Below are 26526 nucleotides of genomic sequence, written 5' to 3' on the forward strand. Positions count from 1 at the left end.
CGAGCGGCAAACGTCGAGCATCCGCTCGATGGCTGCTACTTGCGCGGCCGTTGGAACGAGCTTGTACTGGTACGTCAGCGTCAGCACACCCCCACTCTAACACTATCTACATAATTAGCTCAACTTTGTAGAAATTCGGGGGTGCGAGAGGGTCCATGTATCCCTTCCCTTGAGGGAAGGGCTCTATAGCCCTTTCGCGCTCTCCCGAAGCGGTAGTGCCGTTTCGTTACGATTGGGGTAGTTCCCCGTTGGGTTTGGAGCCATGGCATCCCAGCAAAAGCGCGATTTGGATCGGCGACTCCAAGAGCTCGAGCGCGAAGTCAACCAGACCGTTTCGAGCGCAACCCATAAGGTCCGAGAAGCCGAGCCGCTGCAGCGAGCGGCAAGCAATGCCCGCTCGGGGATGGTTCTGCGCGCTCGGGACTGGTTCGAGCAACTTCCCCAACTGGGCAAAATCGCCGTTATTGCCGGCGGCGCCATCATCGGCTTTTCGCTGCTCAAAACCGTTTTGCAGCTGGTGAGCTCGCTGCTGACGCTGGCGCTGGTTGCCGGGGCGCTCTACGTTGGGTACCGGCTGTTTTTAGCGCCCGAGCGCACTGACTGAGCGAGTGCGCTGTGGCCGATCGGCTGGCGGAAGGCCGTAGTGCCGGGCGGCCTGCGTGGCCGTCAGCTTGAGCAGCTGCGAATCGCCCAGCGCTAGCGTGCTAGCAGGCATTTGAGAGGATTGCCCGCTGGCGTGCAATAGCTCGCCCCCCACCACTTGGGCCAGCGGTGGAGGAACGGCGTTGCCAATCTGGCGAAAGCCATGCCACTTGGTGGCATGCACTCGGAACCAATCGGGGAACCCATGCAACCGTGCCGCCTCGCGGTTGGTAATGCAGCGCGGCGTATAGGGGTGGATGGGGCGGGGTGAGGTATGGGCCCCGCGGTTGCTTGCGGTCCCAGCGCGCAGCGTGTTGCAAACGGCGTTGGGGTCGAGCTTGAGAAAGCGGCTGATGCGCTCGATTTGCCCAAATGGGGTAGCTGCAAAGCGTTTCCGCGATCGCTGCGCGTGCGCCGTGCGGCGGCTTGCGGTTAGCAAGTTGGGGGTGTAGTTGCGCCGATAGCCGCAGGCTTGGCCCTGCCCTCGAAGCGCGCGCGCATAGGCAGAGGGCGGCCCGAGCTGGGCCTCAACCCAGTCGCGCTCGAGGAGCTCGGGAAAGCGCTCGACCTCGGGTAAATCCCCAATCGCATCCTGTACGGTTGGAGGTGCCCCAGCTGCTGCAGGGAGGGCCGGACACACCCGGTCGCGGCGCGCGCCCAGCAAGAACAGGCGCTTGCGGTCTTGGGGAAGGCCATAGTTGCAGGCGTTGAAGATCCCGGCCGTTGGCGTGTAGCCATGGGCGGCAAACTCGACCAGCAGCTCGTCCAAAAACTGCTGGTGCTTGCCGCGCGCCAAGCCGGGCACGTTTTCAAAGGCAAAGTAGGCCGGTTGCAGCTCGACCACCAAGCGAACGAAGTGGCGAACGAGCGCGTTGCGCGGGTCGTCGAGGGCACGCTTGCCCATGGGCGAAAAGCCTTGGCAGGGCGCTCCGCCAAAAACAGCCTCGATCTCGCGATCGCCGATTCCGGTGCGGGCACGGATGGCGGCGCCGCTCAAGCGGGCAACGTCGCTGCAGATGGTTGGGCAGTCGGGAAAGTTAAACGCGTGCGTGGCGCAGTGGATGGGGTCGGAATCGATGGCAGCCACCACATCGAACCCGGCCTGCTCAAAGCCCAGGCTCATTCCCCCAGCCCCGGCAAACAAGTCGATGCCCAAAGGCCGATTGCGCTGCTCGCTCATGGCACCTGCAGCCAAGCCGCTCTGGATCCTAGCGCGAGCCGCGCTAGCATCGAACGCGCCGCCCGCCTCGCGCCCAGGTGACTGCAAGCCCTCGCCTCAACCCCCTACGGTCGCTCCGACGCGCCGCAGTCAATCGCCCGCGTTTGCTGCCCATCGGTACAGCATTGCTCGGTGGCGGTCTAATGGGCCTGGCCGCTGGCGAGGCCTTTGGGTTGGCCTGGGTGGCGCTCGTCCCGCTCTGGATGGGGGTACGGCAAGCCCAACCGCGCTACCTGCTCGCCGCGATCGCGTGGGGACTGGCCTATTACGGCATCTCGCTATTTTGGTTGACCGGCCTCCATCCCATGACCTGGATGGGGGTTCCCTGGCTGGCCAGCGTGGCGATCGCAGCATTTTGCTGGATTGCGGTCACGCTCTGGGGCACTGCCTACGTCGCGGCCTGGGCAGCCGGCATGGCCTGGCTGAGCCGGCGCCTGGGCGCCGGACATGCGCCTACCTTTGTCCTGGCTGGGACGGCAGGCTGGTGCGCCTTGGAGCTGCTGCGGAGCGCCACACCGCTGCACTGGAGCTATCTGGGGCTGACGCAAAGCCCCCACAATTTGGCCGTACTGCAACTGGCCCAGCTCGCCGGGCCAACAGCCGTCACGGCGGTGTTGGTTGCCACCAACGGCTTGCTAGCCGAGGCCATCCTGGCTCGCTGGGGGCCGCGCTCGCCCGGCCCGATCCCGCTGGCAGGGGCTGCCCTGGCCGTGCTGTTGGGGGGGCACGGCTTGGGATGGGGGATGCTGGCGCGCCCGCTGGCATCCGCGCAAGCCGAGCCGTTGCAAGTGGGCATCGTTCAGGGCAACGTGCCCAACGAGATCAAGCTCAAGGGCCGCGGTCGGCGCCAAGCGATCGCGCGCTACACCCGCGGCTACCGGCAACTAACGGCAGCTGGCGCTGATGCCGTTCTTACCCCCGAGACGGCCCTGCCGTTGGCATGGCCGCAATACGCCCGCCGCCGCGAGCAGTTTTATCGGGCTGTGGTGGCAGCCGAGGTGCCTGCCTGGCTGGGAGCATTCGGCGCCGAAGGGCAAACCAACAGCCTGTTTGCCCTCACCGGCGAGGGCCAAACCCGCGATCGCTACGATAAAGCCCATCTCGTCCCGCTGGGCGAGTACGTTCCCCTCGAAGGGATTCTGGGCGGTGCGGTCGATCGGCTCTCGCCGCTGGAGTCCCGCTTGGCCGCTGGCGAGCTGGGTCAAACCTTTGAGACCGCTTGGGGGCCAGCCATTGCCGGCATCTGCTACGAATCGGCATTCGCGCATCACTTCCGCCAGCAAGCGGCGCGCGGCGGACGGTTCATCCTCAGCGCCTCCAATGACGCCCACTACAGCCGCGCCATGCCCGCCCAACATCACAACCAAGATGTCATGCGCGCCATCGAAACGGATCGCTGGGCCGTGCGAGCGACTAATACCGGGTACTCGGCGATCGTGGATCCGCGCGGCCGCACCCAGTGGATCTCGGGCTTTGAGACCTACGCCACTCACTTGGGCACAATTACTCCCCGCCAGACCCAAACGCCCTACGTGCGCTGGGGCAATTGGCTGACCTGGGGGCTAGTTGGGGCGGCGGCCGCGAGCTGGGGCTGGGCCGAATGGTGCCGCTAGGGCTTACGCCGCGGCGTGCGCGCGGTTCCAGGCGCCGCCCTCATCCAGCGCCAGCGCTTGGGCCTCGGCCGTGACCCCCTCGCGCTGCCAAGCTTGGGCGATAGCCGCAGCCACTGCTTCGGCCATGCCCGCATTGCTTAAGGCCACCAGCGCCGGCCCCGCACCGCTAATCGCTATCCCATGCGCGCCGGCCGCCAGCGCGGCCGCCCGGACAGGGGCATAGCCGCGAATCAGATCCTGCCGGTAGGGTTGGTGCAGCGCGTCAACCATGCCGGCCTGCACCCACGGGCCGTAGCCCAAGGCCAAGCCGCGCAACAGCAGGCCCAGCGCGCCCAGATTGGCGATTGCGGCTGCGCGCTCGACCCGCTCGGGCAACACGGCACGCGCCTGCTGGGTGGCCAGCTCGAAATTGGGAACGGCCACCACCGGGACAATGGCCGAGTGCCAGGGCAGCCGGCACCACTGCCAGCTGCCATCGGGCTGGGGGGCTGCCAGCTGGCACCCACCCAGTAGCGCCGGAACGACATTATCGGGATGGCCCTCTAGGGCAATGGCCAGTTCGGCGAGGGCTGCCGCATCCAGCGGATGGCCGGCCAGCTGGTTGCCGCCGACCAACCCGGCCACAATGGCGGTTGCCGAGCTCCCCAACCCGCGCGATAGCGGCACATCCAGCGTGATCGCGATCCGAATGCAAGGCGGCGTTCGGTCCAGGTGCTGGTAGAGGGCGCAAAAGGCGCGGTAGGCTAAGTTGCTGCTATCGGTGCTGACGCGATGCGCCCCGGCACCGGTGGCCGATACATCGACAGCCGGTGCTCCTGCTGCGCGCGGCTCGAATTGGAAGCGGTTGTAACGCGCTAGCGCCGCGCCCAAACAGTCGAAGCCCGGTCCCAGATTGGCTGTGGTGGCCGGAACGGTGACCATAACGGCGGCAGCCATGGCAGCAGCCCCTCACTCCGGGTTGGTGGTAGCGCCCCCGGTGTTGCTGGCCTGGCGCTTGACGCGGCGGATGGGGAAGTTGCCGATCAAGGCGGTCATGCCGTCGTCGGTATCGAGCGAAAATTCGGTTTCGTCGGGATCGATCTCGACGTAGCGGGCCAGCACGGCCACGATTTCCTGGCGCATGACCTCCAGCGACTCCGAGCTCAACCCCGCCCGATCTTGGGCGATGACGAGCTTGAGGCGCTCTTTGGCTTCGCCGCTACTGGGGCGATTGCGCTTGAATAGCTGCTCCAGGCGTTCCAGGACCATACCCCACTCCGTGCGCTTGCCAGGCTAGCCGGCGCTGGCTCAATCCTACCGGAACCAGTTTTTAATGCGCTCGATTAGGTTGTTTTGCGAGGCCATCAAATCGAGGACGCGGACCTGCTCGCCTTCGAGGCGCCGGGCAATGTTGATCATGGCCATGGCCGGCAGGGAGGGATCGGAGCCGCCGATGAGCGGCTCGCCGCGGTTGCTGGAGACAATGAGGCGCTCGTCATCGGGCACAATGCCCAGTAGCGGGATGGCCAGAATGTCCAGGATGTCGTTGACCCCCATCATCTCGTCAGCTTTGACCATCTGGGGCTTGACGCGGTTGACAATCAGCTGCGTCTGCTGAACTTCGTTGGACTCCAGCAAGCCGATCACCCGGTCGGCGTCGCGCACCGAGGCGACCTCTGGCGTGGCGATGACAATGGCCTCCTGGGCGGCCGCGATCGCGTTTTTAAAGCCCATCTCGATGCCGGCGGGGCTGTCGATGAGGATGTAGTCGTAGCTCTGGGCCAAATCGCCCACCAGCTGCCCGATCTGCTCGCTGGAGATGGCTTCTTTGTTGCGGTTTTGGGCGGCTGGCAGCAGGGCCAACCCCTCATAACGTTTGTCCTTGACCAGCGCCTGTTCCAAGCGGCACTCGCCGGCGAGCACATCCAGCGCCGTGTACACCACCCGATTCTCTAGCCCCAGCAACAAATCCATGTTGCGCAGGCCAAAGTCGGCGTCAATGAGGGCGACGCTGCGCCCCCGATACGCGAGTGCGGCCCCCAAGTTGGCCGAAATTGTGGTTTTGCCGACGCCGCCTTTGCCGGAAGTGATGACGATGGTGCGAGTCATGGTTGGGGGTGCGCTCGGCAGTTGCAGGGGCAGCAGGGTAGGCCGGTATCAGGGTCAGCCCGCGCCGTCGCTGTTGCCCTTGTTAAAGGCCAGCGCCGGCACCAGCCGAATGCCATCGGCTGCGACGTAGGCCACCTCCGCGCTGGGATGGGTAGGTTCGGTCTCGGGAGCGCGGGCGACGACATCGGCAATGCGGAGCTGGGTGGGCGCCATTTGCAACGCCAAAATCCGGCTGTTGCGATTGCCATCGACTCCGGCGTGGGCAATGCCGCGCAACCGGCCCCAGATGACAATATCACCGCTGGCGGTCACGCTCCCGCTGGGGTTGAGATCCCCCAAAATGACGACCGTGCCCTGGTGGCGGACTTCTACCCCCGAGCGAACGGTAGTTTGCAGGTAGAGCGGCTCGGCCTGCGGGGTAGCAACCTGCTCGGAATCCGATACGGCCGATGGGGCCTGCTGTTCCACCGAATAGCCCTCCGCTGCGGCCGCGACTGCGGTTTGGCGCCGGCTAGTGGCAACGCGCTCCAGCTGAAGGTCGACGGCAGCTAGGGCCTCGGCGATCGCCTGCAACTGCCGGGCATCGAGCAGCCGGTCGCGCGCGCTCAGCACTGCTTGAGCCTGGGGCGACCAAAAGCACTCGCTGCCATTGAGCCGGTGCGTCAGTTGCTGCCAGAGCTGGGGCCAATCTTGGGTGCTGGCCGCTTGGGGCAAGCTCAGCCGAACGCCGTTGCCTTCCCGCGCTAGCGCGACTTGCGGCGCAGCGGCCGTTATTGCTTGCGGATCCCAGTCAGCACTCATGCTTGCTCGCAGCGCCGTGCCGGCAGCCAGGCTGCCCGAATATTACCTTAGCTGGGGCCGGCAAGAGAGGGTAGGGCTCAACTTTTGCCGCTCAGGCGGCGGTAAGCTGTGACCAACCCGTCGCGATCGCCAACGTTGCCCGGAAACAAAACGACGGGCAAATTGGGGAATTGCGGGTGGGTTTCGGGGGCGCGCACCACCGAACAGCCGGGTAGGATTTGCCCCAACAGCCGGGCAGACTGCAAGTTGAGGCCCGTACTGAGGACATCGTTGGAGGTGATGCCGCCTTTGCTAATTAAAAAGCCAATCTCGGCCGGTAGCCCGCGGACGATATCCATCAGCAGCGAGGACACGGCAGTCCCGAACTCTAGCCGCTTTTGGTTGCTGGCAAAGGTTACCTCTTCCCGGCTAGTGTAGATCACCGGCGTTCGCCCGCCTTCGTGTGCATCGCTGACTTGTTGCAGCGTTCCCTCGCGCAAGGCCTCGTGGGCATCCGATTCGTCCCGCAAGCGCTTGACATCAACTTCGACGCTTGCCACATCCGGCTCGGCCAAAAGCTGCTCCAGCTGCTGGGTTGTCTTTTGCACGTGCGAGCCCACCAGCACCACGCCGGGCTGGGCCGTGGCGGCGTAAGCGGCCATGTTCTCAGCGGCGATGGGTTGCGGCCCCAACTGCGCCAGCGAGGTTAGCAAGCTCGCGGCGCTGCGGAACAAAAAGCGCTTGCCCTCGCCAGCCGCAGCCAGGATGTCGCTGGCCAAGTGATCGAGATCGGATTGGCGCTCGGCATCGACGGCCACGCAGCGATTGCCCGCCAGCTGCGTCAGGCGATCACGCACCCCCACTCGCACATCCGACAGCGTTAGCCGCTCTACCCGATCCGCCGGGATTTGCCCTCGCGTTTTTTCTTCCACGTAGGCGGGCAAGTAGCTGTGGCTGAAGCCAAAGACCGTATCGCGCGCGAATTCAGTTTCGTGGACGGGGGTCTCGACGCCATCGGCCATGAGATAGTGCACGCTATCGCGCGTGAAGCGGCCGCCCTCGAAAAAGGCCGGGATCATAAAGTGCGCGTCGAAGGGGCCCAGTTCCTCAGCAATGATGTCGGTCTCGAGCGGGTAGTGCCCGCGCAGGGTGGAGTCGGAGCGGCTGACGACCAAAAAATCGTCAACCCCCTCAGTTGCCAGCGCCTGTTTCAGGTTTTGGCACACCTCCCGCGTTCGCGCCTCCGCTTGCTCGGCAGAGAGCGCTCGCGTATTGGTCAGGACAAAAAAGATAGGCGCGTTATCGGCCAATCCAATGCGCAGGGTCTCAACGTCCCAGCGCATGAGCAACAGGCAGCTGTGAACGGTCTGGGAACCGGTGGGATCGTCGTCCAAAACCACGATCTGCGGTTGTGCCGGCATGGCGCTTGCCCCCACAGGCGTCGGAACTCAGGGCCGTTATTGTCCCATCTTGCAGGCGCCTGGGAAAACGTAGCGCCTCGGCCTAGGTCGCCTTGAGGCCGACAATGCGCTCGTAGGCAACCGCGAGGGTGCAAACCGACCAAGGAACGGTCGCTAGCAGCCCTACCCCCAGCAGCAAAGCACCAATGAAATTGACGGCTGCAATGGCCAGCGTGAACCCGAATAATCCAAACCAATTGCGGCTGATAATGCGGCGGCTCGTTTCCATGGCCGGCCAGAATTTGAGCCCGCGCTCGACCACCAGCGGCATGGCGAACAGGTAGGCAACAGAAAAATAAATGCCCGGTAGCACTAGCAGCACGAATCCAATGGCGGTCAGCACGCTAGGAAAGACGCTGACGTTAATCAGCGATGGGAGCCGCCGCCACCGAAAGCCGTCAAAAAACGCTTGAAACCCGGGAGACTGCCCTTGCAAGCGAGCAAATAGGAAGTAAAACCAGCCAGCGTTTAGGGGGCCGCCCACAATAACCCCCAGTATCGTACCGAGCCGGTTGCCCAGCGACCCCAAGCCGAACTGAACTGCAAACAGGACGAGCAAAAAGCCAAATAACAAACCGGCATTTTGCGTAAAAAGCGTCCAGCCGCGCTCGAAGTAGTCCCAAATGTCAACGCGGTAGTCCCTGTCAGTCAGCTCGCGCTCGTTAGGAGACTGCTCGTCGGAAGGACCGCTCACAACTGCCTGCCATCACTGCGGTGACCGCATCCTAGCAGCTACGTCCTAGCCCCAATGTAGCCAAATCCGGCCTTGCCTTCGGCCAGCGTGACGCCCTTGAGGCGGGCGCGCAATCGCTCGCGAAACGCGCGGTAGCGGGATTGCTCGTTGGCATACCACCAGCGGTAATATTGCTTGAGCGCGACACCCTCGCTGCGCGTTGAGGCCGCCAGCGTGCGTCCGTCGCTGGCGTGAAAGGGTTGCAGGACGACGCGATCGGCAACGGCCAAACGCTCGAGTAGCGCGGCTTCGTCTTGGGGGAAGGTAGGCAGCAGCGGCGTCATGGTAATGACAAAGCGCGCGCTGCCGGGTAGCTCGCGCTTGAGCCGGGCCACCGCTTGCAGACGGGCCTTAACGCTCGGCGATCGCGGCTCGAAATCGCGCCGCACGCGCTCGCTGCCGGTGGGCACGCTAAAGTCAATCTGCAGGCGCTGCAACTGGGCGAGCAGATCGTGATCGCGCACTAGTAGCGGGCTGCGCGTTTGCACCACCAGCGTGGGTTGGTAGCGCACCATGACCGCGAGCAACTGCCGGGTGAGCTGCCGCTGCGCCTCGATGGGCTGATAGGGATCCGTGGCGCTGCTCATGTAAATGTGGGGCGCCCGCTCGGGATGCTTGCGGGACCAGCGCGCCAGCGCCCGCTCGAGCAGCGCAGCTGTGTTGCGCTTGATGGCGACCCAATTGCCCCAATCTTGGCGCATGACCGGATTGGGGCTAAAGGCGGCGGCATAGCAGTAGCTGCAGCCGTACTGACAGCCTCGGTAGGGATTGAGCGTAAAGTCAAATGCCGCAATGAAGCCGCTAGCCGGAGTCAGGATCGAGCGCGCCTCCTGGGCGTAGGTTTTGGTGCCCCCAAAGCGTTCTTGCAACGGCACGGTGGGGTTACCGCGCGTATAGCCCTCGTATTGTGGTTGCGGCACGGGCGGCCTCCCTAGCGCGGCTGCTGCCAAGCGCGCGTCGCTTCCTCGAGCTGCTGCCAGTCCGCATCGGCCAGCTGCCAGCCCAGCGCGCCCGCGTTCTGGCGGGCCTGCTCGGCATTTTTGGCTCCGGGAATGGGGACCACGCCGCCTTGGGCCATGAGCCAGTTCAGCGCTACCTGGGCCGGCGTTTTGCCGTACTGCTGCCCCAGCTCGCGCAGCTGAGACAGTGCGGGCGCGATCGCCTGCAGGCCCTCCCGGCGAAAGCGCCGGTCGAAGCGGCGCGCATCCCGCAGCGGTTGCGGATCCGCCGGGTCGTATTTGCCCGCAAGCAGTCCCTGGGCCAGGGGGCTGTACGCCAGCAGCGTGATGCCCAGCTTCCGGGCGTGATCGCGGATGCCGTTGCGCTCGATTTGGCGCCGCAGCAGCGAGTAAGACACCTGATTGACCGCCAGCGGAACGCCGCGCTGAGCCAAGATCTGGTGGGCGCGCGCCATGCGCTCGGCCGAATAATTGCTCACGCCCACAGCCGCAATCCGCCCGCGCTGGACCTCATCGGCCAGGGCATTCAACAGCGTTTCCTGGCGCATGAAGAAGCTAAAGGGCCAGTGCACCTGGTAGAGCGCAATGCGATCGCGCTGCAGGCGCTCGAGGCTGTTGGTGACGGCGTCGTAGACGGCTTGGCGGCTCACGCGCCAGGGGTAGGGCGCGTATTTGGTCGCAATGGCAATGTCAGCGTTGCGTTGCCGTGCGAACTCGCCCAGCAGCGACTCTGAGGTGACTGGGCCGTAGACCTCGGCCGTATCGAAAAACGTGATGCCAGCTTCAACAGCGGCCTCGAATGCCCCCTGGACCTGCTCGGCGCCGTAGCGATTGCCGTAGTTCCAGTAGAGCTTGTCGCCCCACGACCAGGTCCCAATCCCTAAGGCCGTGACTTGGGGGCCTGCCGACCCTAGTGCAACGGTGGTGGCTTGCGTTGGGGAGGGGTTGGCACTCATGCGTAGCAGCTACCCGATATCGCTAGCCATAACGCGCTCGACGGCCCGAGACGCACTGGCGCGGAACTCGTCAACATCCACGCGCGCTAGCAAAACAACCGCCACCAGCATCCCAAAGATTTGAATCCCAAAGACGAAGCTGTAAGCCAGTTGTTCGCCGCCAAACAGCAAGCGCCCAACATCCAACAGGGTCCCGCCCAAAAACGTTGCCGACGCCTGACCCAGGGCCTGCGCCAGGCCCCACATGCCGGTAAAAATGCCAGCGGTCTCGGCAGTAGTCAGATCCAGCATCAGCCCCAGCGAGCCGCTGGTCGCTACCCCCAACCCCAACCCGAATATAAAGACCGCGCCTTTAAGCACTGCCGGCGCGCCGGCAAAACCAGAAGCGATTAACAAGGCAAAGCACCCAGTCAGCAGCAGGCACCCCAGTCGCGCCGTTCGTTGCTTGCCCAGCCGCGGCACGATCGCAAAACCGGTTAGCGTCAGGCTAATAATGCTGCCGACAGCATAAAAGATGTTGAGCCGCGTGCTCTGCGAGACGCTCATGCCAAAGACTTCGCCAGCATAGGGCTCTAGCACGGGCTGCTGCAGGAACAGCCCCACAATCAAAACCAGCAGATAGATAAAGAAAAACCCCGTCTGGCGGTTGGCGCGCAGGATGCGGATGGCATCCCGCAAGGTAACCTTGTTGCCGCGCTGGGCCAGGCGAGAGCGCTGCCAGTAGCGCGAGTACTTGCGCTCGATGCCCAACGTCCCCACAAACGTCATGGCAACGACCGCAGCCGGGACGATGGTAAAGAGTCGGTTGAGATAGGGCTGGAGGTTGGTATCGTTCATGCCCTCCAGCAGGCTGCTGCTAAAGCCGGCGCCCACCCCAATGCCAACTAGCAGCAGCGACCAGACAATGCCAATAACCTTGGAGCGCTCGCTCTCTTCAGTGACATCGACCAGCAGGGCAAAAAACGGCGTCGCCGTCGCGCTAATGCCCAGCCCGTAGAGGGCAAAGGTGAGCGCAAACAGCGCAATCCAAGCATAGGTGGGAAACGTCCACCCGGCACTCTCAACGCTGGCATTGAGCTGCAAGACCACTTGCAGGCCCACAAAGGCCAAAACGGCGAAAGCCAGCGCGCCGCCCCAAATGTAGCCCGTGCGGTTGTAGGGGCCAATGGCATAGGCATCCGAGAGCTGCCCGAACCACACCCGGGCTGGGGCCACGAACTGGTACATCGCCAGCGAACCGCCCACGATGGTCGCAGGGATGGCCAACTCGTCGATGGCAACGCGGTTGAGCACGCTCAAGGTGAGGATGGACATGATGCCCAATCCCATCTGCACCAATCCCAGGCGCACCATAGTCACGGGATTGATGTTGGGCGGCGACGTTGCGTTGGATGCCGATTCCTGCGCCATGCCCGGTGTCCTTGCCTCACTGTCGGCCCCGCCCGTCCAAGCTAACCCAAGCCCAGCATCCGTGCCGCGCGCCGGCGTCTGAGCTGGGACCCCTCACCACCGTGCTAGGTTTGGACCGCTTGAGGCCGCTGGCAATTCAAAAGACTACCCCCATGGATGCATTCTGGAACGGCGTGCTCGCGTTCGCGCGCACCACCACCGACCGGGTCGGCCGGCAGTTGCTGGCCGATTTCGGTACGGTGCAGGCCGCGCAAAAAACGGATGGCTCGCTGGTGACCCAGGCGGATCGGTGGGCGGACGAGCAACTGCAAGCTGCGATCGCGCAGCGCTTTCCCGATCACGGCATCCTGAGCGAGGAAGCGCAGCACACCTTCCCCAATCGGGATTGGTGCTGGGCGATCGATCCGGTGGATGGCACGACCAATTTCACGCGCGGCATCCCGATCTGGGGCATCTCGATGGGACTGCTCTATCGCGGCGTACCCGTGTTTGGCTTGGTGCACTTTCCCGGGTTGGGGCAAACCTTCCATGGCTTTTGGTACGGCGATTCGGGCCTGTCGGGGCCAACCGGTGCCTTCTGCAACGACCATCCCATTCGCACCAGCGCGGATGCCCCCAGCAGCAACCACTTGTTCAACCTGTGCGCTCGCAGCACGAGCCTGGCCGCGCAACCGTTCCCGTGCAAGCTGCGCATGGTAGGCGTTTGCACCTACAGCTTTTTGTTGGTCGCCACCGGGGCCGCTCTAGGGGCCGAAGAAGCGACTCCCAAGGTGTGGGATCTGGCAGCGGTCTGGCCCATCCTGCAAGCGGCTGGCGGGTCCTCCCTCCCGCTAACCCCCGAGGCGATTTTTCCGCTGGTGGTGGGTCAGGACTACGGCCAAACCTCCTATCCCAGCTTGGTCGTGGGCCGCGCCGATTTGGTGCCCGTCTTTCGGCCGCTGGTGGCTGAGATAGCTGATCGGGTGCTGGCAGCTCAGCAGTAGCGCACGAGTAAGAGGGCGGTCAACCCATGACGCAGCTTTGGGGAGCGCTGCTGGTTTTGGTGCTCTGTCCGCTGCTGGGCGGCTTGCCGCTGGTTGAAGGGATCGCGCGCCTGCTGGCCGGCCGCCGCCTAAGCCAGCTGGGCACTGGCAATATCTCGGTCTCGGCGGCGTTCTACCACGGCGGCACGGTGGTGGGCGTGCTGGCCGTGCTGGCCGAAGCGCTCAAAGGCGTGCTGGCCGTGCTGCTAGCGCGCGCTTTTTTCCCCACCGATCCTGCCTGGGAGCTCATCGCGCTAATTGCACTGGTCCTGGGCCGTTATTGGGGGGGCAAAGGGGCTGGCGCCACCAATGTTACCTGGGGGGTGGTCGTTCACGACTGGGTGGCAGCGGCGCTGATTGCGCTCATTGGCGGCATTAGCTTGACCGTCTTGCGCGATCGCCGCTCGGCTCAGTGGGGCGTTTCGATCCTCATGCCGCTGGTTTTGGGCCTGCGCCATACGGACGAGCCGGGCCGATTCATGGCTGCGGTCGTCCTATCGGTGCTGCTGGGGTGGCTGTTTCGCCGCATGCCTGACGATCTGGACTTGTCGGGACGGGGCAGTCAGAGCTCGGCGCGCGTGTTTCGTTTTTTCCGCGGCGATCGCGCCGTCCGCTCGCTGGATGAGCCGCTGGCGGCCGAGCGCGCCGGCGGCAAGGCCGCCACGCTATCGCAACTCAAGCGCTGGGGCTATCCCGTCCCCGCTGGCTGGGTGCTGCCGCCCGGCGACGACCCGCTGCCGCTGGTGCAGTCGCTGGCCCCATCCGAGGAGGCGCCGCTGATCGCGCGCTCCTCGGCCGTTGGCGAAGATAGCGAGACCGCCTCGGCCGCCGGTCAGTACCAAAGCGTTTCCCACATTGCCTCGCGCGAGGCCCTGCAAGATGCCATCCGGCGCTGTCAGGCCTCCTACGAAGCGGCCGGCGCCACGCGCTACCGCCGCGATCGCGGCCAAGCCGATGCCGCCATGGCCGTGCTGGTGCAGCGGCAGGTGCGGGGCCGCTTCTCGGGAGTGGCTTTTAGCCGCGATCCGGTCGAGCCAGGCGAAGCTGTCCTCGTGGAAGGCTTGCCGGGCGAGGCCGCCCCCATTGTCTCGGGGCAAGCAACGCCGCAGCAGTACCGCGTCAGCTGGCCTGCCCAGGGCGAGCCGCAGATAGAGGGCAGCGGCGATTTACCCGCCGATTTGGTGGCTGAAGTCGCTCGCCTGGCGCGCGAGCTCGAGCGCCGCTACCGCGGCGTGCCCCAAGACCTGGAGTGGACCCACGACGGGGAGCAACTGTGGCTGCTGCAAGCGCGCCCCATTGCCACCCTGCAACCCATTTGGACGCGCAAAATTGCGGCCGAGGTCATCCCAGGGCTGATCCCGCCGCTGACGTGGTCGATCAACCAGCCCTTGACCTGCGGCGTGTGGGCCAAGCTCTTTCGCCTGGTGCTGGGCAAGCGCGCGCAGGGGCTGGATTTTGACCGGACGGCGGCGCTCCACTACGGGCGGGCGTATTTCAATGCCACCTTACTGGGGCAGATTTTTGGGCGCATGGGCTTGCCCGAGCAGAGCTTGGGCTTTTTGACCCAAGGGAAGCGCATGGGCCGGCCGCCACTGGGCACAACGTTGCGCAACCTACCGGGATTGTTGCGCTTGCTGGGGCGGGAGCTGCGCCTGGCCCGCGACTTTCGCGTTTCGGATCGCAAGCAGTTGCAACCCACGCTGGCACAGCTGGCGCGCGAGCCGCCAACCGAGCTAGCCCCTGTAACCGTACTCGAGCGCACCGACACCATCCTGACCGCCCTTGAGGAAGCGACCTACTACAGCATCCTGGCGCCGCTTAGCCTATCGCTGCGCCAAGCCCTGCTGCGAGTGACTGACAGCGAGCTCGATAGCAGCCGGCTGCCCGAGGTGGCCTCGCTGCGATCACTGGCCGAGATTGCCGCCGAGGCGCGCGTGCTGGTTTCCAACCGGGTGCTGCCGCGCGAGGACAGCGAGGCGCTCTTTGAGATCCTAGGGGAAACCCCAGCAGGCCGGCGCGTCCGGGCGCGCTTTCAGGACTGGCTGGCCCGCTACGGCTACCTCAGCGAAGCCGCCACGGACATCTCGGTCCCGCGCTGGCAGGACAACCCAGAACCGGTGCGAGCGCTGTTCGTCCGCTGGGCCCGCGGCCAGCAGGATGCCGGCCGAGTTGGCGATCAGGGGCGCCGCCGGCAGTCCCGGCGCGCGCGCTGGGTGCAGCAGCGCCTGGATCTCAAAGCTCGCACTGCCGAGCGCTACGCTCAGCTGCTAGCGCAACTGCGCTGGCACGTTTTGGCCCTAGAGCAGGCAGGCCTGCAAGCCGGTTGGCTGTCGCAACCGGGGGATGCCTTCCTGTTGCAAGTGGGCGAGCTCCGCCATGCCATTCGCGAGCCCCAGACAACATTCGAGCCACCGCTGCAGCAGCGGGCGCAGCAGCGGCGAGCGCAGCTGGAGCGCTACCGGCAGCTCCCGCGCGTCCCCGCAATTGTCTACGGCAACGACCCGCCGCCGGAGGCCCTAACGGGCGAGCTGCCTGCCCCTACGGGACAGCTGCAGGGGCTGGGCGTCAGCCCCGGCTGGGCCCAAGGGCGCGTCGCCATCCGCCACCAGCTCCCGGCCGAGGCCGACATCGACGGCGACACCATCCTGGTGGTGCCCTACACCGATGCGGGTTGGGTGCCGCTGCTGGCGCGGGCAGGGGGCCTGGTTGCCGAGGTGGGCGGGCGCCTCTCGCACGGGGCAATTGTCGCCCGCGAGTGCGGCATCCCGGCTGTGGTCGCGCTCGAGAACGCCACGCAGCTGCTGCGCGAGGGCGAGCGCGTGCGCATTGATGGGCGCTCGGGCACGCTGGAGCGCGATGCGTGAGCCCCGTGCTAGCGCCCCTGTGCCAGATAGCTTTCTAGGTTGGGCACGGACGCCCACTCGTTGCGCTCGCTCGATTGGTGGGTCAGATCCATCAGCAGCTGCGAGTAAACGCCCTCCCGCAGTGACGGCGTCAGGGACTGCCCTTGATCGATGGCCTGAACCCAGCGATCAACCACGCGGATGAATGGCGCCAGGCGGCCATCGCTAAACACCTGAGTGAAGTCCAAGCGCTCGGGAACCGCAACCTCCGCCAGCGGTTGGCCGGCCGGGGCCGCGTAGAAGCGGACCCCGTGTACGTAATCATTGAGGTTACCGCTGCCCAGCACCAGCGTGCCGCGATCGCCGTACACCTCCACCCAGTGACCGCGACCCTGGTAGGTCACGGCGCTAATGCTGAGCTGGCAGGGCGTCCCATCCGCCAACTCCAACATCAGCAGGGCGGTATCGTCCGAGTCCACTGGCTTGCGCTCGCCGCCGGCTTCGGGGTCGGGGCGCTCGGGGACCATGGCGCGCAACTGGGCCGAGAGGCGCCGGACGCCGCCAAACAGCCAGTTGAGATAATCAAAGCTGTGCGAGCCCACCGCCCCCAGGGCACCGCCGCCCCGCTTCTTTTGCGCGTACCAGTTCCAGGGACGCTCGGGGTTGGCGCGCGAAGCCGTCAGCCAGTCGACTTTGACCAGCCGCGGGGTGCCAACGTAGTCGCGCGCCAGGTACTCGGCCAGCAGCTGCCACGGCGGCACGAAGCGAAACTCAAAGTCGATCAGCGCAGCAACGCCCTTCTCGGCCGCGAGGTAGTAGAGGGAACGCGCCTCATCTGCCGTTAACGTCACCGGCTTCTCCAGCAGCAAGTGCTTGCCGGCCTGCAGCACTTGCTGGGCCATCTCGTAGTGCAAAAACGGCGGTGTGGAGATGCTTACTGCCTCGACATCGGGCAGGGCGAGCAGCTCGGCCAAATCGTTGCTGGCATGGGGCAGGTTGTTACTGTCGGCAATGGCTTTGGCCTTTTCCAGCTCGCGGTTGTAGACCGCTACGGGTTGGGTGCGCGGATGGTGCTGGAACCCCGGCAGGTGAATTTTTTGACCGAATCCCGTCCCGACGACGGCCACCCCGATGGGCTTGTCTGTCATGAGCGTTCCTGTTGGCTTGATGGTGCGGCTTTCGGGGCGATTCTATCAGGGGCAAGAGGGCCTATTGGCGGGACTGCTGCCAGGCCTCGAGCCACCGCACCACTTGCTTGCCCAGGCGGCTGCCCTCGAGCCGATCAATTTCGCGCACGCCAGTGGGGCTGGTGACGTTGACCTCGGTGAGGTAGCCGCCAATAATGTCAATGCCCGCCAAGTAGAGACCGTCAGCCCGCAACCGGGGCGCTAGTTGGGCGCAAATGGCGTGATCGCGCTCGGTGATGCTAGCCCGCGCAACGCGACCGCCGACTGCCATGTTGCCGCGGAACTCGTCCCCCTGGGGAATGCGGTTGAGCGCGCCGATGGGCTCGCCATCGAGCAGGATGATGCGCTTGTCGCCCTCGCTGGCGGCTGCTAGATAAGTCTGGATCACAATGGGTTCGCGGCCTTGCTTGGTCGCTAGCTCCAGCAGCGAGTTGAAGTTGCGATCGCCGGCCTGCAAAACCAAAATGCCCTCGCCGCCTTTGCCATCCAGGGGTTTGAGCACGGCCTCGCCGTGCTGCTCGACAAACTGGCGCACGAGCGCCCGGTCTTGGGTGACCAGGGTCTCGGGGATGAGCTCGCCAAATTGTAGGGCGTAGAGTTTTTCGTTGGCAGCCTGCAGGCCGCGGGGCGCGTTGACCACCGGGGTCCGCTGGCGATCAAGGCGATCCAGAATCTGGGTGGCGTAGAGGTAGGGCACTGTCACGGGCGGATCGGTGCGCATGAGCACCGCATCCATGGCCTGGAGCGAGCTCAGGGTACTCTCGCCAGTGGCGTACCAGCGCTCGGCGGCTTCCCAATGCCCGTCTGCTAGCGAAACGGGCGTCAGCTCGGTGGGCCAGAGCCGCGCCCAGGCTTGAGTGCCTGCGACGCTCAGGTGATCGGCAGTGGTGACCCAAACGCCGTGCCCGGCGGCTTGGGCCGCCTCCATTAGGGCCACGCTGGTGTCGTGGCTGGGATCGAGCGTGGCGAGCGGATCGATAACGAACGCGAGTTGCACGCCGGGCTCCTCACAACCCTGAGTCGCCGCCGGCGGCGACGCCAAGCAACCGTGCCGTTTTAAGAGGCCGGGGCACTGCCTTCCAGCATGGGCTCGAGCTGGCCGCTTTCCTCTAGCTCGAACAGCTCGTCGCAGCCGCCCACGTGCCGATCGGCAATAAAGATTTGGGGCAAAGACTTGTGGCCGTTGGCGCGCTCGGTCATGCGCGCGCGCGCCTGCTCGTCGCCGTCAATGCAGTATTCGGTGTAGTCAACGCCCTTGCGCTCCAGCAGGGCTTTGGCCCGCAAGCAGAACGGACAGGTACTCCAGGTATAGATCTCCACCGGTGCAGCCATGGTTTGCGTCCGCTCCCAACAATTTCGACGGTGCCAGATAAATTCTAGCCGACCGGCAGCCCACTACTCGGCCCAGCCTTCCTGCGATTGCGTTAGCGCGCGCCCCAGCTCGGGCCAGGGTTTTTGGGCCAGTCCGGCCAAGCGGGCTACGTCCGTCAGGTTGTATTGCAGCGGCGTTACGGTGATGTGGTTATCGCGAATGGCGCTGACATCCGTAGGGTAGTCGCTGGCGCTGCCGCCAGGCTGTTCGATGTCTTCAATGGCCTCGCCCGCCAGCCAGTAGTAGCTGTTGCCGCGCGGATCGACCCGCTTTTCAAAGGTCTCAACGTAGCGGCGCAGGCCCTGGCGCGCGAGCCGAACGCCGACAATATCGTCGGCCGGGACGGGCGGCACGTTGACGTTGAGCAGTGTTGCTTCGGTTGGGGCCAGCAAGCCGTCTCCGGCCAGGGCGCGGCACGCAAAGCTCGCAGCCGGGCCAAAATCGCAGGCGCTGAAGCTGGCTAGGCTAAGGGCCATGCTGGGGATGCCCTCGACTGCTCCTTCCATCGCGGCCGAGACAGTTCCCGAGTACAAAACGTCGGTGCCGAGGTTGGATCCCTGATTGATCCCGGCCAGCACCCAATCGGGCGATGCCGCCAGCACGGCGCTGAGGGCAAATTTGACGCAGTCGGACGGCGTTCCCGAGCACGACCAAGCCGTTACTGCCGGATGGAAGACTGAATCGACGGGCTCGGCGCGAATGGGATGGTGCAGCGTCAGCCCGTGGCCGGTGGCCGAGCGCTCTCGGTCCGGGCAGACGACGGTGACCTCATGGCCGGTTTGGGCTAGGGCATTGGCAAGCGCGCGCACGCCGGCCGCAAAAATGCCGTCGTCGTTGCTAATTAACAGTCTCATCGGCGGTCGGGATGCGCCTCTCGGGCCTGGGCTCGCGCTCGGGCATCAGCGCTCCTATGGTGGCACCCTAGTACCGCCACCTCTCAAGGCAAGAGTCGTGATGTCATGACCCCAACTGCCACCGCCGCGATCGCCGGTATTGCCGCCACGCTCGGGGTGCCGCTCGCCGCCTACGCTGCGCCGCTTCCCGTCCGGGAGCTGGCTGATTGGCAGCCGCTTGCACCCAACTCAGCGCTGGGCGCGACCGTGCGCTACGCGCCCGAGCTGCCCCAACTAACGGTGACCGCGATCGCCTACGATCCCGCCTCGCTGCGGCGCAAGCGCCAAGATCCCCACATCGCGCTGGCAACGCTGCTGCAGTCCCACCGGCCGTGGGCCATTCCCCGCACCTACCGGGACCGCTACCCCCGCCTGGGGGTGCCCTGGTCGAACGTGGCAGTGGGCAGCATCCGCCAGTACGCCTACAACTGCCGCACCCGCGAGGTGGCACTGGCTCCCTTCTTTTTGTTGGTCTATCGGGGCGAGCGCGTCGAGCGGGACCGGCAGAGCAATCCGCTCCCCATTGCCTGGGAGTGGCGCCCGGCGCAACAGCTGCACCAGCAGCGGGTGCTGGGGCAGGTCTGCAACCGTTTGGTTCCCCGGCAGGCGGCTGGCCGCTAGCTGCGCCGGCATCGCTAGTAGGGCCCAGGAAGCAGCTTCAGCGACCCACCGCGGAGGAGTCTGTCGGCTTTTGGGAGCGCAACTGGAGGCCGGTTGCCACTGCCAGCGCAAGCGTCAGGCCCGCTCCCACAACTGCAATGAGCGGCTTGTCAGCATGCCGGATGGTGATCGCGGCAAGCGCCCACATGACAACGCCAACAAACGCAACGTCTCGGTTGCGCCAAGCGGCAATCAGCGCGAGCGCGGCGGCAACTGCCATCGCGATAGCGGTCCAAACCTCGGGGGCGATCCCCCCACCCTCCCAACCGAGGGCCACCAGCGCCACTGCGGCATTGACGAGGGTCGCCACGCTAATCCAAGCCAAATAAACGCTTAGCGGAATCCGAACGAACCAGCGCTGTGGTTGGGTCAACCGCTCCCGATGGAGCCGGCGATAAATCCGCGCTAACGGTAGCAAAATCGCCAGCATGGCCAGAAACGACCCACCAAAGAATCGCAACTGGAATAAAAACACCCAACCTATTTGGGCCAAGCTAGCAGCGACCACCCCATACCCCAGGCGGCGGAGTGGGCGTTGCGCTGCTTGCGACGGCAGGGCCTGATAGATGGCAAAGCCAAACAGCCCCACATAAATAACGCCCCAGATGGCAAACGCGTAATCGGCTGGTGTGATGAGGACGTTCCCAAACAGCTGATTGGAAATCTGGCCCAGCGTGAGGCCGCCAATCGGCCTAACGTTGGCCAGGACATTGACGCCAAAGGCGGCCAAAACCGCGAGCGCGTTAAGCCCTTGCCGGCGTTGGTCTGAGGTTGAGGGCGTCTCAGTGGGGCGCATGGGCGATTGCCGCGGATCTGCCTTCCATCCTGACAGGTCCTCAGGCCCGCATTGCCAGCGCCTGCCGCTAGCGTGTTAGATGGAGGCAGGCACCCCCGGCTGCATCCGCATGCAGATCTATCTCGACCACAGCGCGACAACGCCGCCGCGCGCCGAGGCGATCGCCAAAATGCAGGCGGTCCTGACCCGGCAGTGGGGCAACCCGGCTAGCCCGCACGCCTGGGGCGAGCGGGCCGCTACCGAGCTGGAGCTGGCCCGCTGGCAGGTGGCCGCGCTGCTCAACGCCGAGGCTCCCGAGACCATCGCGTTCACCTCCGGCGGGACCGAGGCAGATAACTTGGCGCTGGTGGGCGTGGCGCGCCAGTACCGGCAGCCGCAGCACACCATTATTTCCAGCGTCGAGCACCCAGCCGTGACGCGCGCGGCCGAGCTGCTGGAGCGCTGGGGCTGGCAGGTGACGCGCTTGCCCGTGGATGGCAGCGGGCGCGTGGCCCCAGCGGATCTGGAATCGGCCCTGCAGTCCAATACTGTCCTGGTCTCGGTCATTTACGGCCAGAGCGAGGTGGGCACGCTGCAACCCATTGCAGCGCTGGGGCGCATTGCCCGCCAGCAGGGCGCGCTGTTCCACACCGACGCCGTGCAAGCCGCCGGGCGTTTGCCGCTCGATGTGCAGCAGCTGCCGGTGGATCTGCTCTCGCTCTCCAGCCACAAACTCTACGGCCCGCAAGGGGCAGGCGCGCTCTACGTTCGGCCAGGGGTGACGCTAGCGCCTTTGCTCGAGGGCGGCGCCCAAGAGAGCGGGCTGCGCTCGGGGACGCCACCCCTGCCGGCGATCGCCGGATTGGGCGAAGCGGCCCGGCTGGCTGCGGCCGAGTGCGAGAGCGAGGGACCGCGGCTGGCAGCGCTGCGCGATCGCCTGTTCGAGCGGTTGGCAGAGCGGCCCGAGCTCAGTCCCACCGGTCACCGGCAAGCGCGCTTGCCGCACCATGCCAGCTTCTGCCTGCGGCGCGAGGTCGCTCCGCTATCGGGCCAGGATCTGGTGCGCCAGCTCAATCTGGCAGGCATTGCCATCAGCGCCGGCTCAGCCTGCAGCAGCGGCAAGCTCGAGCCCAGCCCCACGCTGCTCGCCATGGGCTACGCCGAGACGGCTGCCCTGCAAGGCATCCGCCTCTCGCTGGGCCGCGCCACCGTCGCAGCCGATGTTGACTGGACCGCTACCGTACTGGGCCAAGCGCTCGAGCGCGCCCGCCACCGGTCCTCTCTGGTTGCCGCGCCGTAACGGGTCCGCTCCCCATGGCTGCTAGCGTCGAGTTTCCCCAAAGCCTGGACCAAGCGATCGCCCAAGCCAAGCAGGCGACGGTCCAAGCCCTGGAGTCAGGCCAAACGCGCCTGCAAGTGGAGCTGGAAATCCCCGAGATCTCGCTGCAGTCCCAACCCATCACCTGGTCCTTTACTGAGGTTTTTGGGGATTCTCTGGAGGGGTTGCGCGTGCTTTTTCCAGATACGGGCGCCGCCGCCTTAGCGCGGCGGGATTGGGGCGAGATCCCCTTTGCCGTGAGCGATTTGGGCAGCCGCCAAACCGACATTGACAGCCGCATTCAGCCTCAGGACAGCGCCTTTTTGGTGGTAGGCCCCTCCTCGGTGGAGGTGGATCGCGTCGAGCGCCTCTGCGAGCTAGCCGGCGATCGCCCGGTGGTGCTGCTCATCCCGCAACTGGAAGATTTGAAAGTCGTGGGGTTGGGCTACACCGCGCGCCAGCTGCGGGAGCGCTTTCTCAACACCCTCGAGACCAGCTACTGCATCAAGCCGCTGGAGGGCGCCACCATCCTGCGCTACTATCCCCATCCCTGGCAGGTCTGGATCGAGCGCGAGGAGGGCTACGAACTCTTTAGCGAAGAGCCGCAGCGCCCCACCGGCGACCTGCTAGATCGCATCCTGACCCAGGCCGCCGGCGAGTCGCAGGACGCCGAGGGCTCAAGTACCGGTGGCCCCCAAAAGCCCGGGCTGCTAGGTAGCTTGCAGCGCTTCGTCCGAGCGCTGACCCAGTAGGTACCGTCACCGCATCGAAACGGCGCCGGGCGCTTCGGGTTGCGCCCCCACTGGCGCTGCCGCTGCTTGCCCTTCGGCTTCCTGTTTGGGGTGCAGGTAGAGCTCCTCCAACAGGACGGCGCTGCCGGCCACCCACGGCGGCACGATCAGCGCGCCGATAATGCCCAGCACCTGCGCACCGCCCAAAACGGCTAGCAGCTGGTACAGCGGGTGAACGCGAACCGAGGTGCCCACCAGCAGCGGGTCGAGCACGTAGGTCTCGACGTTTTGGATGACCGCAAACAGCAGCAGCACCCACAGCATGGCCCAACCCCCTTGCGAGGTGGCCACGATCAGCGCCGGAATCGAGCCCAGAAGGGGGCCGAAGAAGGGGATGAGATTGGTGACGCCGGCAATGGCGCCCAAGCCCAAGGCAAATTCGGAAAAGCTCAGGGCCGAGAGCCCAACTGTCACCGCCACGCCCAAAATGGCCGAGACCAGGACCCGGCCTTGGATGTAGCCGCCCATGCGCTGGCTGACCGGCTTGACCTGAGCGGCGAGACGCTGGTTCCACGGTTGCGGAAACAGATTGACGATGCCGCGGATCAAGCGCTGCGAGCCCGACAGCATGTAGCCCGAGAGCAACACGGCCAGTACCAGGCTGAGTACGCCGCCGATGACCCCGCGCGTGAAGCCGTAGGAGCGTACCAGTACCTGCTGGCCGGAGCCCACGATCCAACCGGTTAAGGACTGGACGTCAAAAAACTGGTTGAGCTGCTCCAGCGCTTGCGGCTCGGTCATGCCCAAGCGCACGACCGTATCTTGCACCAGCGCGCGGGCTGCTTCCAAATAGGCTGGTAGCTGCCGGACCAGGCGCTGGATCTGCTCGATCACGGTCGGGCCCATTAGCAACCCAGCGCCGGCCAAACCAGACAGCAAGACCAAATACACCAAAAGAACCGACAGAATGCGCGGAACGCCCAGTCTTTGCGCGTTGTTGACGATGGGCGCCAGCGCCGAGGCCAGCACGGTGGCAATCATCAGCACCACCAGCAGGCTGCGCAGCTGCCACAGCAGCAGGACCGCAAACGCGATCGCGGCTCCAACGAGCAGGTTACGGCTGGAGAGGGAGATGCGCTGTTCGGACTGCTCAGTCATGGTGCTTGGTGCAGGCTGCTGCTTTTGGATCAGTGTAACCCCCTAGCGGCAGGTTGCCCGCCTGTGGAGGGCATTGCGGCTGCGCTTATGCCTGGCGGTACCAGCGCGTCTCGCCGCCGGGCAGATCCACCACGGCAATGCCCTGGGCTTGCAGTTGGTCGCGGATGCGATCAGCTTGGGCGAAGTTTTTGGCTTTGCGCGCCTCGGCCCGCTCGCGGACGAGCGCCTCGATGCGATCGTCGCTTAGTTGCGAGCTGGCGCTGCCATCGGCTTCCTCACCGACGGACCCGGGCTGCTCCGAATGTTGGGCTGCCAATCCCAGCACCTGCCCCAGGCAAACCAGCGTGCGCCACTTGCGCTCCAGCTCGACTGGCTCGCTGGCCGTTTGGCCCTGGTGGAGCCACTGGTTTTTCGCGCGCCGCAGCGTTTTGGCCAAATCGAACAAGACGGCGAGGCCACCTGGGGTATTGATGTCGTCATCCATGGCCGCGTTAAAGCGCGCTACGGCATCCGCATCGAGCTCCTCGCGGCGCGCACTAGCCGGATCGTCGGGCGGCTCGCCCCCCGCAAAACCCAGCCCGCTGGCCAGGCGGCCGCGACCGAACTGCAACCCCTCCTTGAGGGTCTGCCAGCTGTGGTGGGCGGTTTCGACCCCCTCGGCAGTAAAATCGAGCGGCTTGCGGTAGTGCGCTTGCAGCACGAACAGCCGCAGCGCCATGGGATGGGTGCCGCGACGGTCGAGCAGATCGCGCACGGTGGTGAAGTTGCCCAGCGACTTGGCCATTTTCTCCCCGCCCACCTGGACCATGCCGTTGTGCATCCAGTAGCGGGCCAGGGGACGGCCGGTTGCGGCTTCCGATTGGGCGATTTCGTTTTCGTGGTGGGGAAAGAGCAGATCGCCGCCGCCGGCGTGAATGTCGATGGTCTCGCCTAGGGTCTCGCGCACCATGGCCGAGCACTCGATGTGCCAGCCCGGGCGCCCCGGGCCCCAGGGTGAGTCCCAGGCTGGCTCGTCGGGCTTGGCCTGCTTCCAGAGGGCAAAGTCGAACGGATCCTGCTTTTGTGGCGCCTCGCCGCCCTCGGCCGCCACGCGCCCGCTAGCGCCCACCTCCAGCTCCGCCAGCGAGCGCCCCGAGAGCTTGCCGTAGGCGGGGAATTGGCGCACGGCGTAGTAGACATCGCCGGCGGCAGCGTAGGCGTAGCCGCGCTTTTGCAAGCTGGCAACCAGGGCCTTGATGCCATCGAGCGAGGCCGTGGGCCGCGGGTAGGCGTCGGCGCGGCGAATGCCCAGCCGATCCATGTCCTGGAAGTAAGCTGCCATGAAGCGCTCGGTCACGGCTTGCATGGAGCTCCCCTCCTGCCGCGCCCGCGCCAGGATCTTGTCGTCAATGTCGGTAAAGTTTTGCACGTAGTGCACGCGGTAGCCGCGCCACTCCAGATAGCGGCGGAGGATATCCCAGACCAAGTAGCTGCGCGCGTGCCCCAAATGGCAGTAGTCATAGACCGTGACGCCGCAGCAATACATCCGCACCGTGCCTGCCTCAAGCGGCTCGAAGGGCTCAATGCGGCGCGTCAGCGTGTTGTAAATGGCTAGCGACATGGCCCCCAAAGCTCGGGATCCCAACGGCAGCGCTGGCTGGCAGGCGCCAACGATCCTGCCCCATGCTACTGTCTATGCTGACGCGCTCTGCCGCAATCCCCCATGGCAGCGACGGACGCGCCGTCCGGCGATCGCGAGGCCACCGTGCTTGCGGAATCGGGGCTGCCGGTAACGATTGTCACCGGCTTTCTCGGTAGCGGCAAAACCACGCTGCTCAACCACATCCTGACCAACAACCAGGGGGTCAAAACGGCCGTTTTGGTCAACGAGTTCGGCGAGATCGGCATCGATAACGATCTCATTGTTAGCAGCAGCGATGGCATGGTGGAGCTCAACAACGGTTGCGTCTGCTGCACCATCAACCGCGATCTGGTCGAGGCCGTCCGCCGCATCTTGGAGCGCGAAGCCCCGGTTGACTACCTCATTGTGGAAACGACGGGCTTGGCCGACCCGCTCCCTGTGGCGCTGACCTTTTTGGGGACGGAGTTGCGCGAGCGCACCCAGCTTGATGTGATCGTCACGGTCGTGGACTGTGCCAACTTTAGCCTGGATCTGTTCAATAGCGAGGCTGCCTACAGCCAGATCGCCTACGGCGATATCACCATCCTCAACAAGACCGACTTGGTCGATAGCGCCACCATCGCCTCGCTCGAGACCCGCATACGCCAAACCAAGGAGGGGGCGCGCCTGCTGCGGGCCCAGCAAGCCCACGTACCGCTGCCGCTCATTCTGGGCATTGGTGCCTTTGATGCCGAGCGCGATTGGCGCGCCCAAACGCCAGCTGCGCACGCCGAACATGCCCATGGCCACTTAGCCAACGACGGCTTCGTCTCGCTGACCTTTCAAAGCGATCGCCCCTTCTCGCTGCGCCAGTTCCAGTCCTTTTTAGATAACGAGCTGCCCGAGAGCGTCTTTCGCGGCAAAGGCATCCTCTGGTTTGATGAGAGCCCCCAGCGCCACATCTTCCACCTCAGCGGCAAGCGCTTCTCGCTCGAGGACAGCGAGTGGCAGGGCGAGCGCCAAAATCAGCTCGTGCTGATCGGGCAGGACCTTGATCGCGAGTGGCTGCAGCAGCGGCTGGAGCAGTGCCTGAAGTAACTAGCTAAT

At 65.2% G+C, this 26526-nt stretch carries 26 protein-coding genes; 8 read left to right on the top strand and 18 right to left on the bottom strand.

Features of this window, described 5'->3' with window-relative positions:
• Positions 1 to 87, bottom strand: an 87-nt coding sequence (locus tag BRC58_11120; protein PSP15733.1) for a transposase, incomplete at its 3' end; no start/stop codon positions are given.
• Positions 88 to 262: 175 nt separating this feature from the next.
• On the opposite strand from BRC58_11120, the gene BRC58_11125 reads away from it, so the two are divergent.
• Complete coding sequence (locus BRC58_11125; GenBank protein ID PSP15698.1) at positions 263 to 604, top strand: hypothetical protein; 342 nt, start codon at positions 263 to 265, stop codon at positions 602 to 604.
• Here the strand turns inward: BRC58_11125 and BRC58_11130 are convergent.
• Positions 581 to 1822 (bottom strand): DNA (cytosine-5-)-methyltransferase, encoded by a 1242-nt coding sequence (locus tag BRC58_11130; protein PSP15699.1) that lies wholly within the window; start codon positions 1820 to 1822, stop codon positions 581 to 583. The genes BRC58_11125 and BRC58_11130 overlap by 24 nt on opposite strands.
• A 182-nt stretch (positions 1823 to 2004) precedes the next feature.
• On the opposite strand from BRC58_11130, the gene BRC58_11135 reads away from it, so the two are divergent.
• Positions 2005 to 3474 carry an apolipoprotein N-acyltransferase gene (locus BRC58_11135; protein PSP15700.1) on the top strand — a complete coding sequence of 490 codons (1470 nt, stop codon included), beginning with the start codon at positions 2005 to 2007 and terminating at the stop codon, positions 3472 to 3474.
• Positions 3475 to 3477: 3 nt separating this feature from the next.
• Here the strand turns inward: BRC58_11135 and BRC58_11140 are convergent, their stop codons facing one another.
• The 9 genes from BRC58_11140 to BRC58_11180 all read right to left on the bottom strand — a co-directional run bounded on the left by BRC58_11140 (position 3478) and on the right by BRC58_11180 (position 11860).
• The gene (locus BRC58_11140) at positions 3478 to 4410 is read right to left on the bottom strand and encodes a homoserine kinase (GenBank protein PSP15701.1); all 933 of its coding nucleotides are present in this window, start codon (positions 4408 to 4410) and stop codon (positions 3478 to 3480) included.
• Positions 4411 to 4422: 12 nt separating this feature from the next.
• On the bottom strand, positions 4423 to 4722 hold the full coding sequence (locus BRC58_11145) for a cell division topological specificity factor MinE (protein ID PSP15702.1): 300 nt from the start codon (positions 4720 to 4722) through the stop codon (positions 4423 to 4425).
• A gap of 45 nt (positions 4723 to 4767) precedes the next feature.
• Positions 4768 to 5562, bottom strand: a complete 795-nt coding sequence (gene minD, locus BRC58_11150) for a septum site-determining protein MinD (protein PSP15703.1) — start codon at positions 5560 to 5562, stop codon at positions 4768 to 4770.
• A gap of 54 nt (positions 5563 to 5616) precedes the next feature.
• A complete protein-coding gene (gene minC / locus BRC58_11155; protein PSP15704.1) occupies positions 5617 to 6363 on the bottom strand; it encodes a septum site-determining protein MinC in 747 nt (248 codons plus the stop codon).
• A gap of 77 nt (positions 6364 to 6440) precedes the next feature.
• Positions 6441 to 7763 (bottom strand): Hrp-dependent type III effector protein, encoded by a 1323-nt coding sequence (locus BRC58_11160; protein PSP15705.1) that lies wholly within the window; start codon positions 7761 to 7763, stop codon positions 6441 to 6443.
• 82 nt (positions 7764 to 7845) lie between these two features.
• The gene (locus tag BRC58_11165) at positions 7846 to 8496 is read right to left on the bottom strand and encodes a hypothetical protein (protein PSP15706.1); all 651 of its coding nucleotides are present in this window, start codon (positions 8494 to 8496) and stop codon (positions 7846 to 7848) included.
• Between the two features lie 38 nt (positions 8497 to 8534).
• Positions 8535 to 9455 carry a radical SAM protein gene (locus tag BRC58_11170; GenBank protein ID PSP15707.1) on the bottom strand — a complete coding sequence of 307 codons (921 nt, stop codon included), beginning with the start codon at positions 9453 to 9455 and terminating at the stop codon, positions 8535 to 8537.
• 11 nt (positions 9456 to 9466) lie between these two features.
• Positions 9467 to 10450, bottom strand: coding sequence for a 2,5-didehydrogluconate reductase (locus tag BRC58_11175; GenBank protein PSP15708.1), 984 nt, complete (start codon positions 10448 to 10450; stop codon positions 9467 to 9469).
• Positions 10451 to 10459: 9 nt separating this feature from the next.
• On the bottom strand, positions 10460 to 11860 hold the full coding sequence (locus BRC58_11180; protein ID PSP15709.1) for an MFS transporter: 1401 nt from the start codon (positions 11858 to 11860) through the stop codon (positions 10460 to 10462).
• Positions 11861 to 12012: 152 nt separating this feature from the next.
• On the opposite strand from BRC58_11180, the gene BRC58_11185 reads away from it, so the two are divergent.
• A complete protein-coding gene (locus BRC58_11185) occupies positions 12013 to 12843 on the top strand; it encodes an inositol monophosphatase (protein PSP15710.1) in 831 nt (276 codons plus the stop codon).
• 26 nt (positions 12844 to 12869) lie between these two features.
• Positions 12870 to 15746, top strand: coding sequence for a pyruvate phosphate dikinase PEP/pyruvate-binding protein (locus BRC58_11190; protein ID PSP15711.1), 2877 nt, complete (start codon positions 12870 to 12872; stop codon positions 15744 to 15746).
• An 8-nt stretch (positions 15747 to 15754) separates the two neighbouring features.
• On the opposite strand, the gene BRC58_11195 is transcribed toward BRC58_11190, so the two are convergent.
• From BRC58_11195 to BRC58_11210, 4 genes are all read right to left on the bottom strand, one after another.
• The gene (locus BRC58_11195; protein PSP15712.1) at positions 15755 to 16873 is read right to left on the bottom strand and encodes an oxidoreductase; all 1119 of its coding nucleotides are present in this window, start codon (positions 16871 to 16873) and stop codon (positions 15755 to 15757) included.
• A gap of 61 nt (positions 16874 to 16934) precedes the next feature.
• Positions 16935 to 17909 carry a glutathione synthase gene (gene gshB, locus BRC58_11200; GenBank protein ID PSP15713.1) on the bottom strand — a complete coding sequence of 325 codons (975 nt, stop codon included), beginning with the start codon at positions 17907 to 17909 and terminating at the stop codon, positions 16935 to 16937.
• A 59-nt stretch (positions 17910 to 17968) separates the two neighbouring features.
• Positions 17969 to 18244 (bottom strand): glutaredoxin 3, encoded by a 276-nt coding sequence (grxC, locus tag BRC58_11205; GenBank protein ID PSP15714.1) that lies wholly within the window; start codon positions 18242 to 18244, stop codon positions 17969 to 17971.
• A 63-nt stretch (positions 18245 to 18307) separates the two neighbouring features.
• The gene (locus BRC58_11210; GenBank protein PSP15715.1) at positions 18308 to 19138 is read right to left on the bottom strand and encodes a 5'/3'-nucleotidase SurE; all 831 of its coding nucleotides are present in this window, start codon (positions 19136 to 19138) and stop codon (positions 18308 to 18310) included.
• A gap of 105 nt (positions 19139 to 19243) precedes the next feature.
• Between BRC58_11210 and BRC58_11215 the strand changes: the two genes are divergently transcribed.
• Positions 19244 to 19798 carry a hypothetical protein gene (locus tag BRC58_11215; GenBank protein ID PSP15716.1) on the top strand — a complete coding sequence of 185 codons (555 nt, stop codon included), beginning with the start codon at positions 19244 to 19246 and terminating at the stop codon, positions 19796 to 19798.
• A gap of 37 nt (positions 19799 to 19835) precedes the next feature.
• On the opposite strand, the gene BRC58_11220 is transcribed toward BRC58_11215, so the two are convergent.
• Positions 19836 to 20633: a hypothetical protein gene (locus BRC58_11220; protein ID PSP15717.1), complete on the bottom strand. Its 798-nt coding sequence runs from the start codon at positions 20631 to 20633 to the stop codon at positions 19836 to 19838.
• A gap of 109 nt (positions 20634 to 20742) precedes the next feature.
• Between BRC58_11220 and BRC58_11225 the strand changes: the two genes are divergently transcribed.
• Entirely contained in the window at positions 20743 to 21912 is a 1170-nt protein-coding gene (locus tag BRC58_11225; GenBank protein ID PSP15734.1) for a cysteine desulfurase, read from the top strand.
• Positions 21913 to 21926: 14 nt separating this feature from the next.
• On the top strand, positions 21927 to 22682 hold the full coding sequence (locus BRC58_11230; GenBank protein PSP15718.1) for a DUF1995 domain-containing protein: 756 nt from the start codon (positions 21927 to 21929) through the stop codon (positions 22680 to 22682).
• 6 nt (positions 22683 to 22688) lie between these two features.
• On the opposite strand, the gene BRC58_11235 is transcribed toward BRC58_11230, so the two are convergent.
• Together BRC58_11235 and BRC58_11240 are read right to left on the bottom strand one after the other, a co-directional pair.
• Entirely contained in the window at positions 22689 to 23819 is a 1131-nt protein-coding gene (locus BRC58_11235) for an AI-2E family transporter (protein ID PSP15719.1), read from the bottom strand.
• Positions 23820 to 23904: 85 nt separating this feature from the next.
• Positions 23905 to 25419: a cysteine--tRNA ligase gene (locus BRC58_11240; GenBank protein PSP15720.1), complete on the bottom strand. Its 1515-nt coding sequence runs from the start codon at positions 25417 to 25419 to the stop codon at positions 23905 to 23907.
• Between the two features lie 102 nt (positions 25420 to 25521).
• On the opposite strand from BRC58_11240, the gene BRC58_11245 reads away from it, so the two are divergent.
• The gene (locus BRC58_11245) at positions 25522 to 26517 is read left to right on the top strand and encodes a cobalamin biosynthesis protein CobW (protein ID PSP15721.1); all 996 of its coding nucleotides are present in this window, start codon (positions 25522 to 25524) and stop codon (positions 26515 to 26517) included.
• The last annotated feature ends 9 nt before the right edge of the window (positions 26518 to 26526 follow it).

Source organism: Cyanobacteria bacterium QS_8_64_29 (assembly GCA_003022125.1).
In the GTDB taxonomy this organism is placed as follows: Bacteria; Cyanobacteriota; Cyanobacteriia; order Cyanobacteriales; family Rubidibacteraceae; genus QS-8-64-29.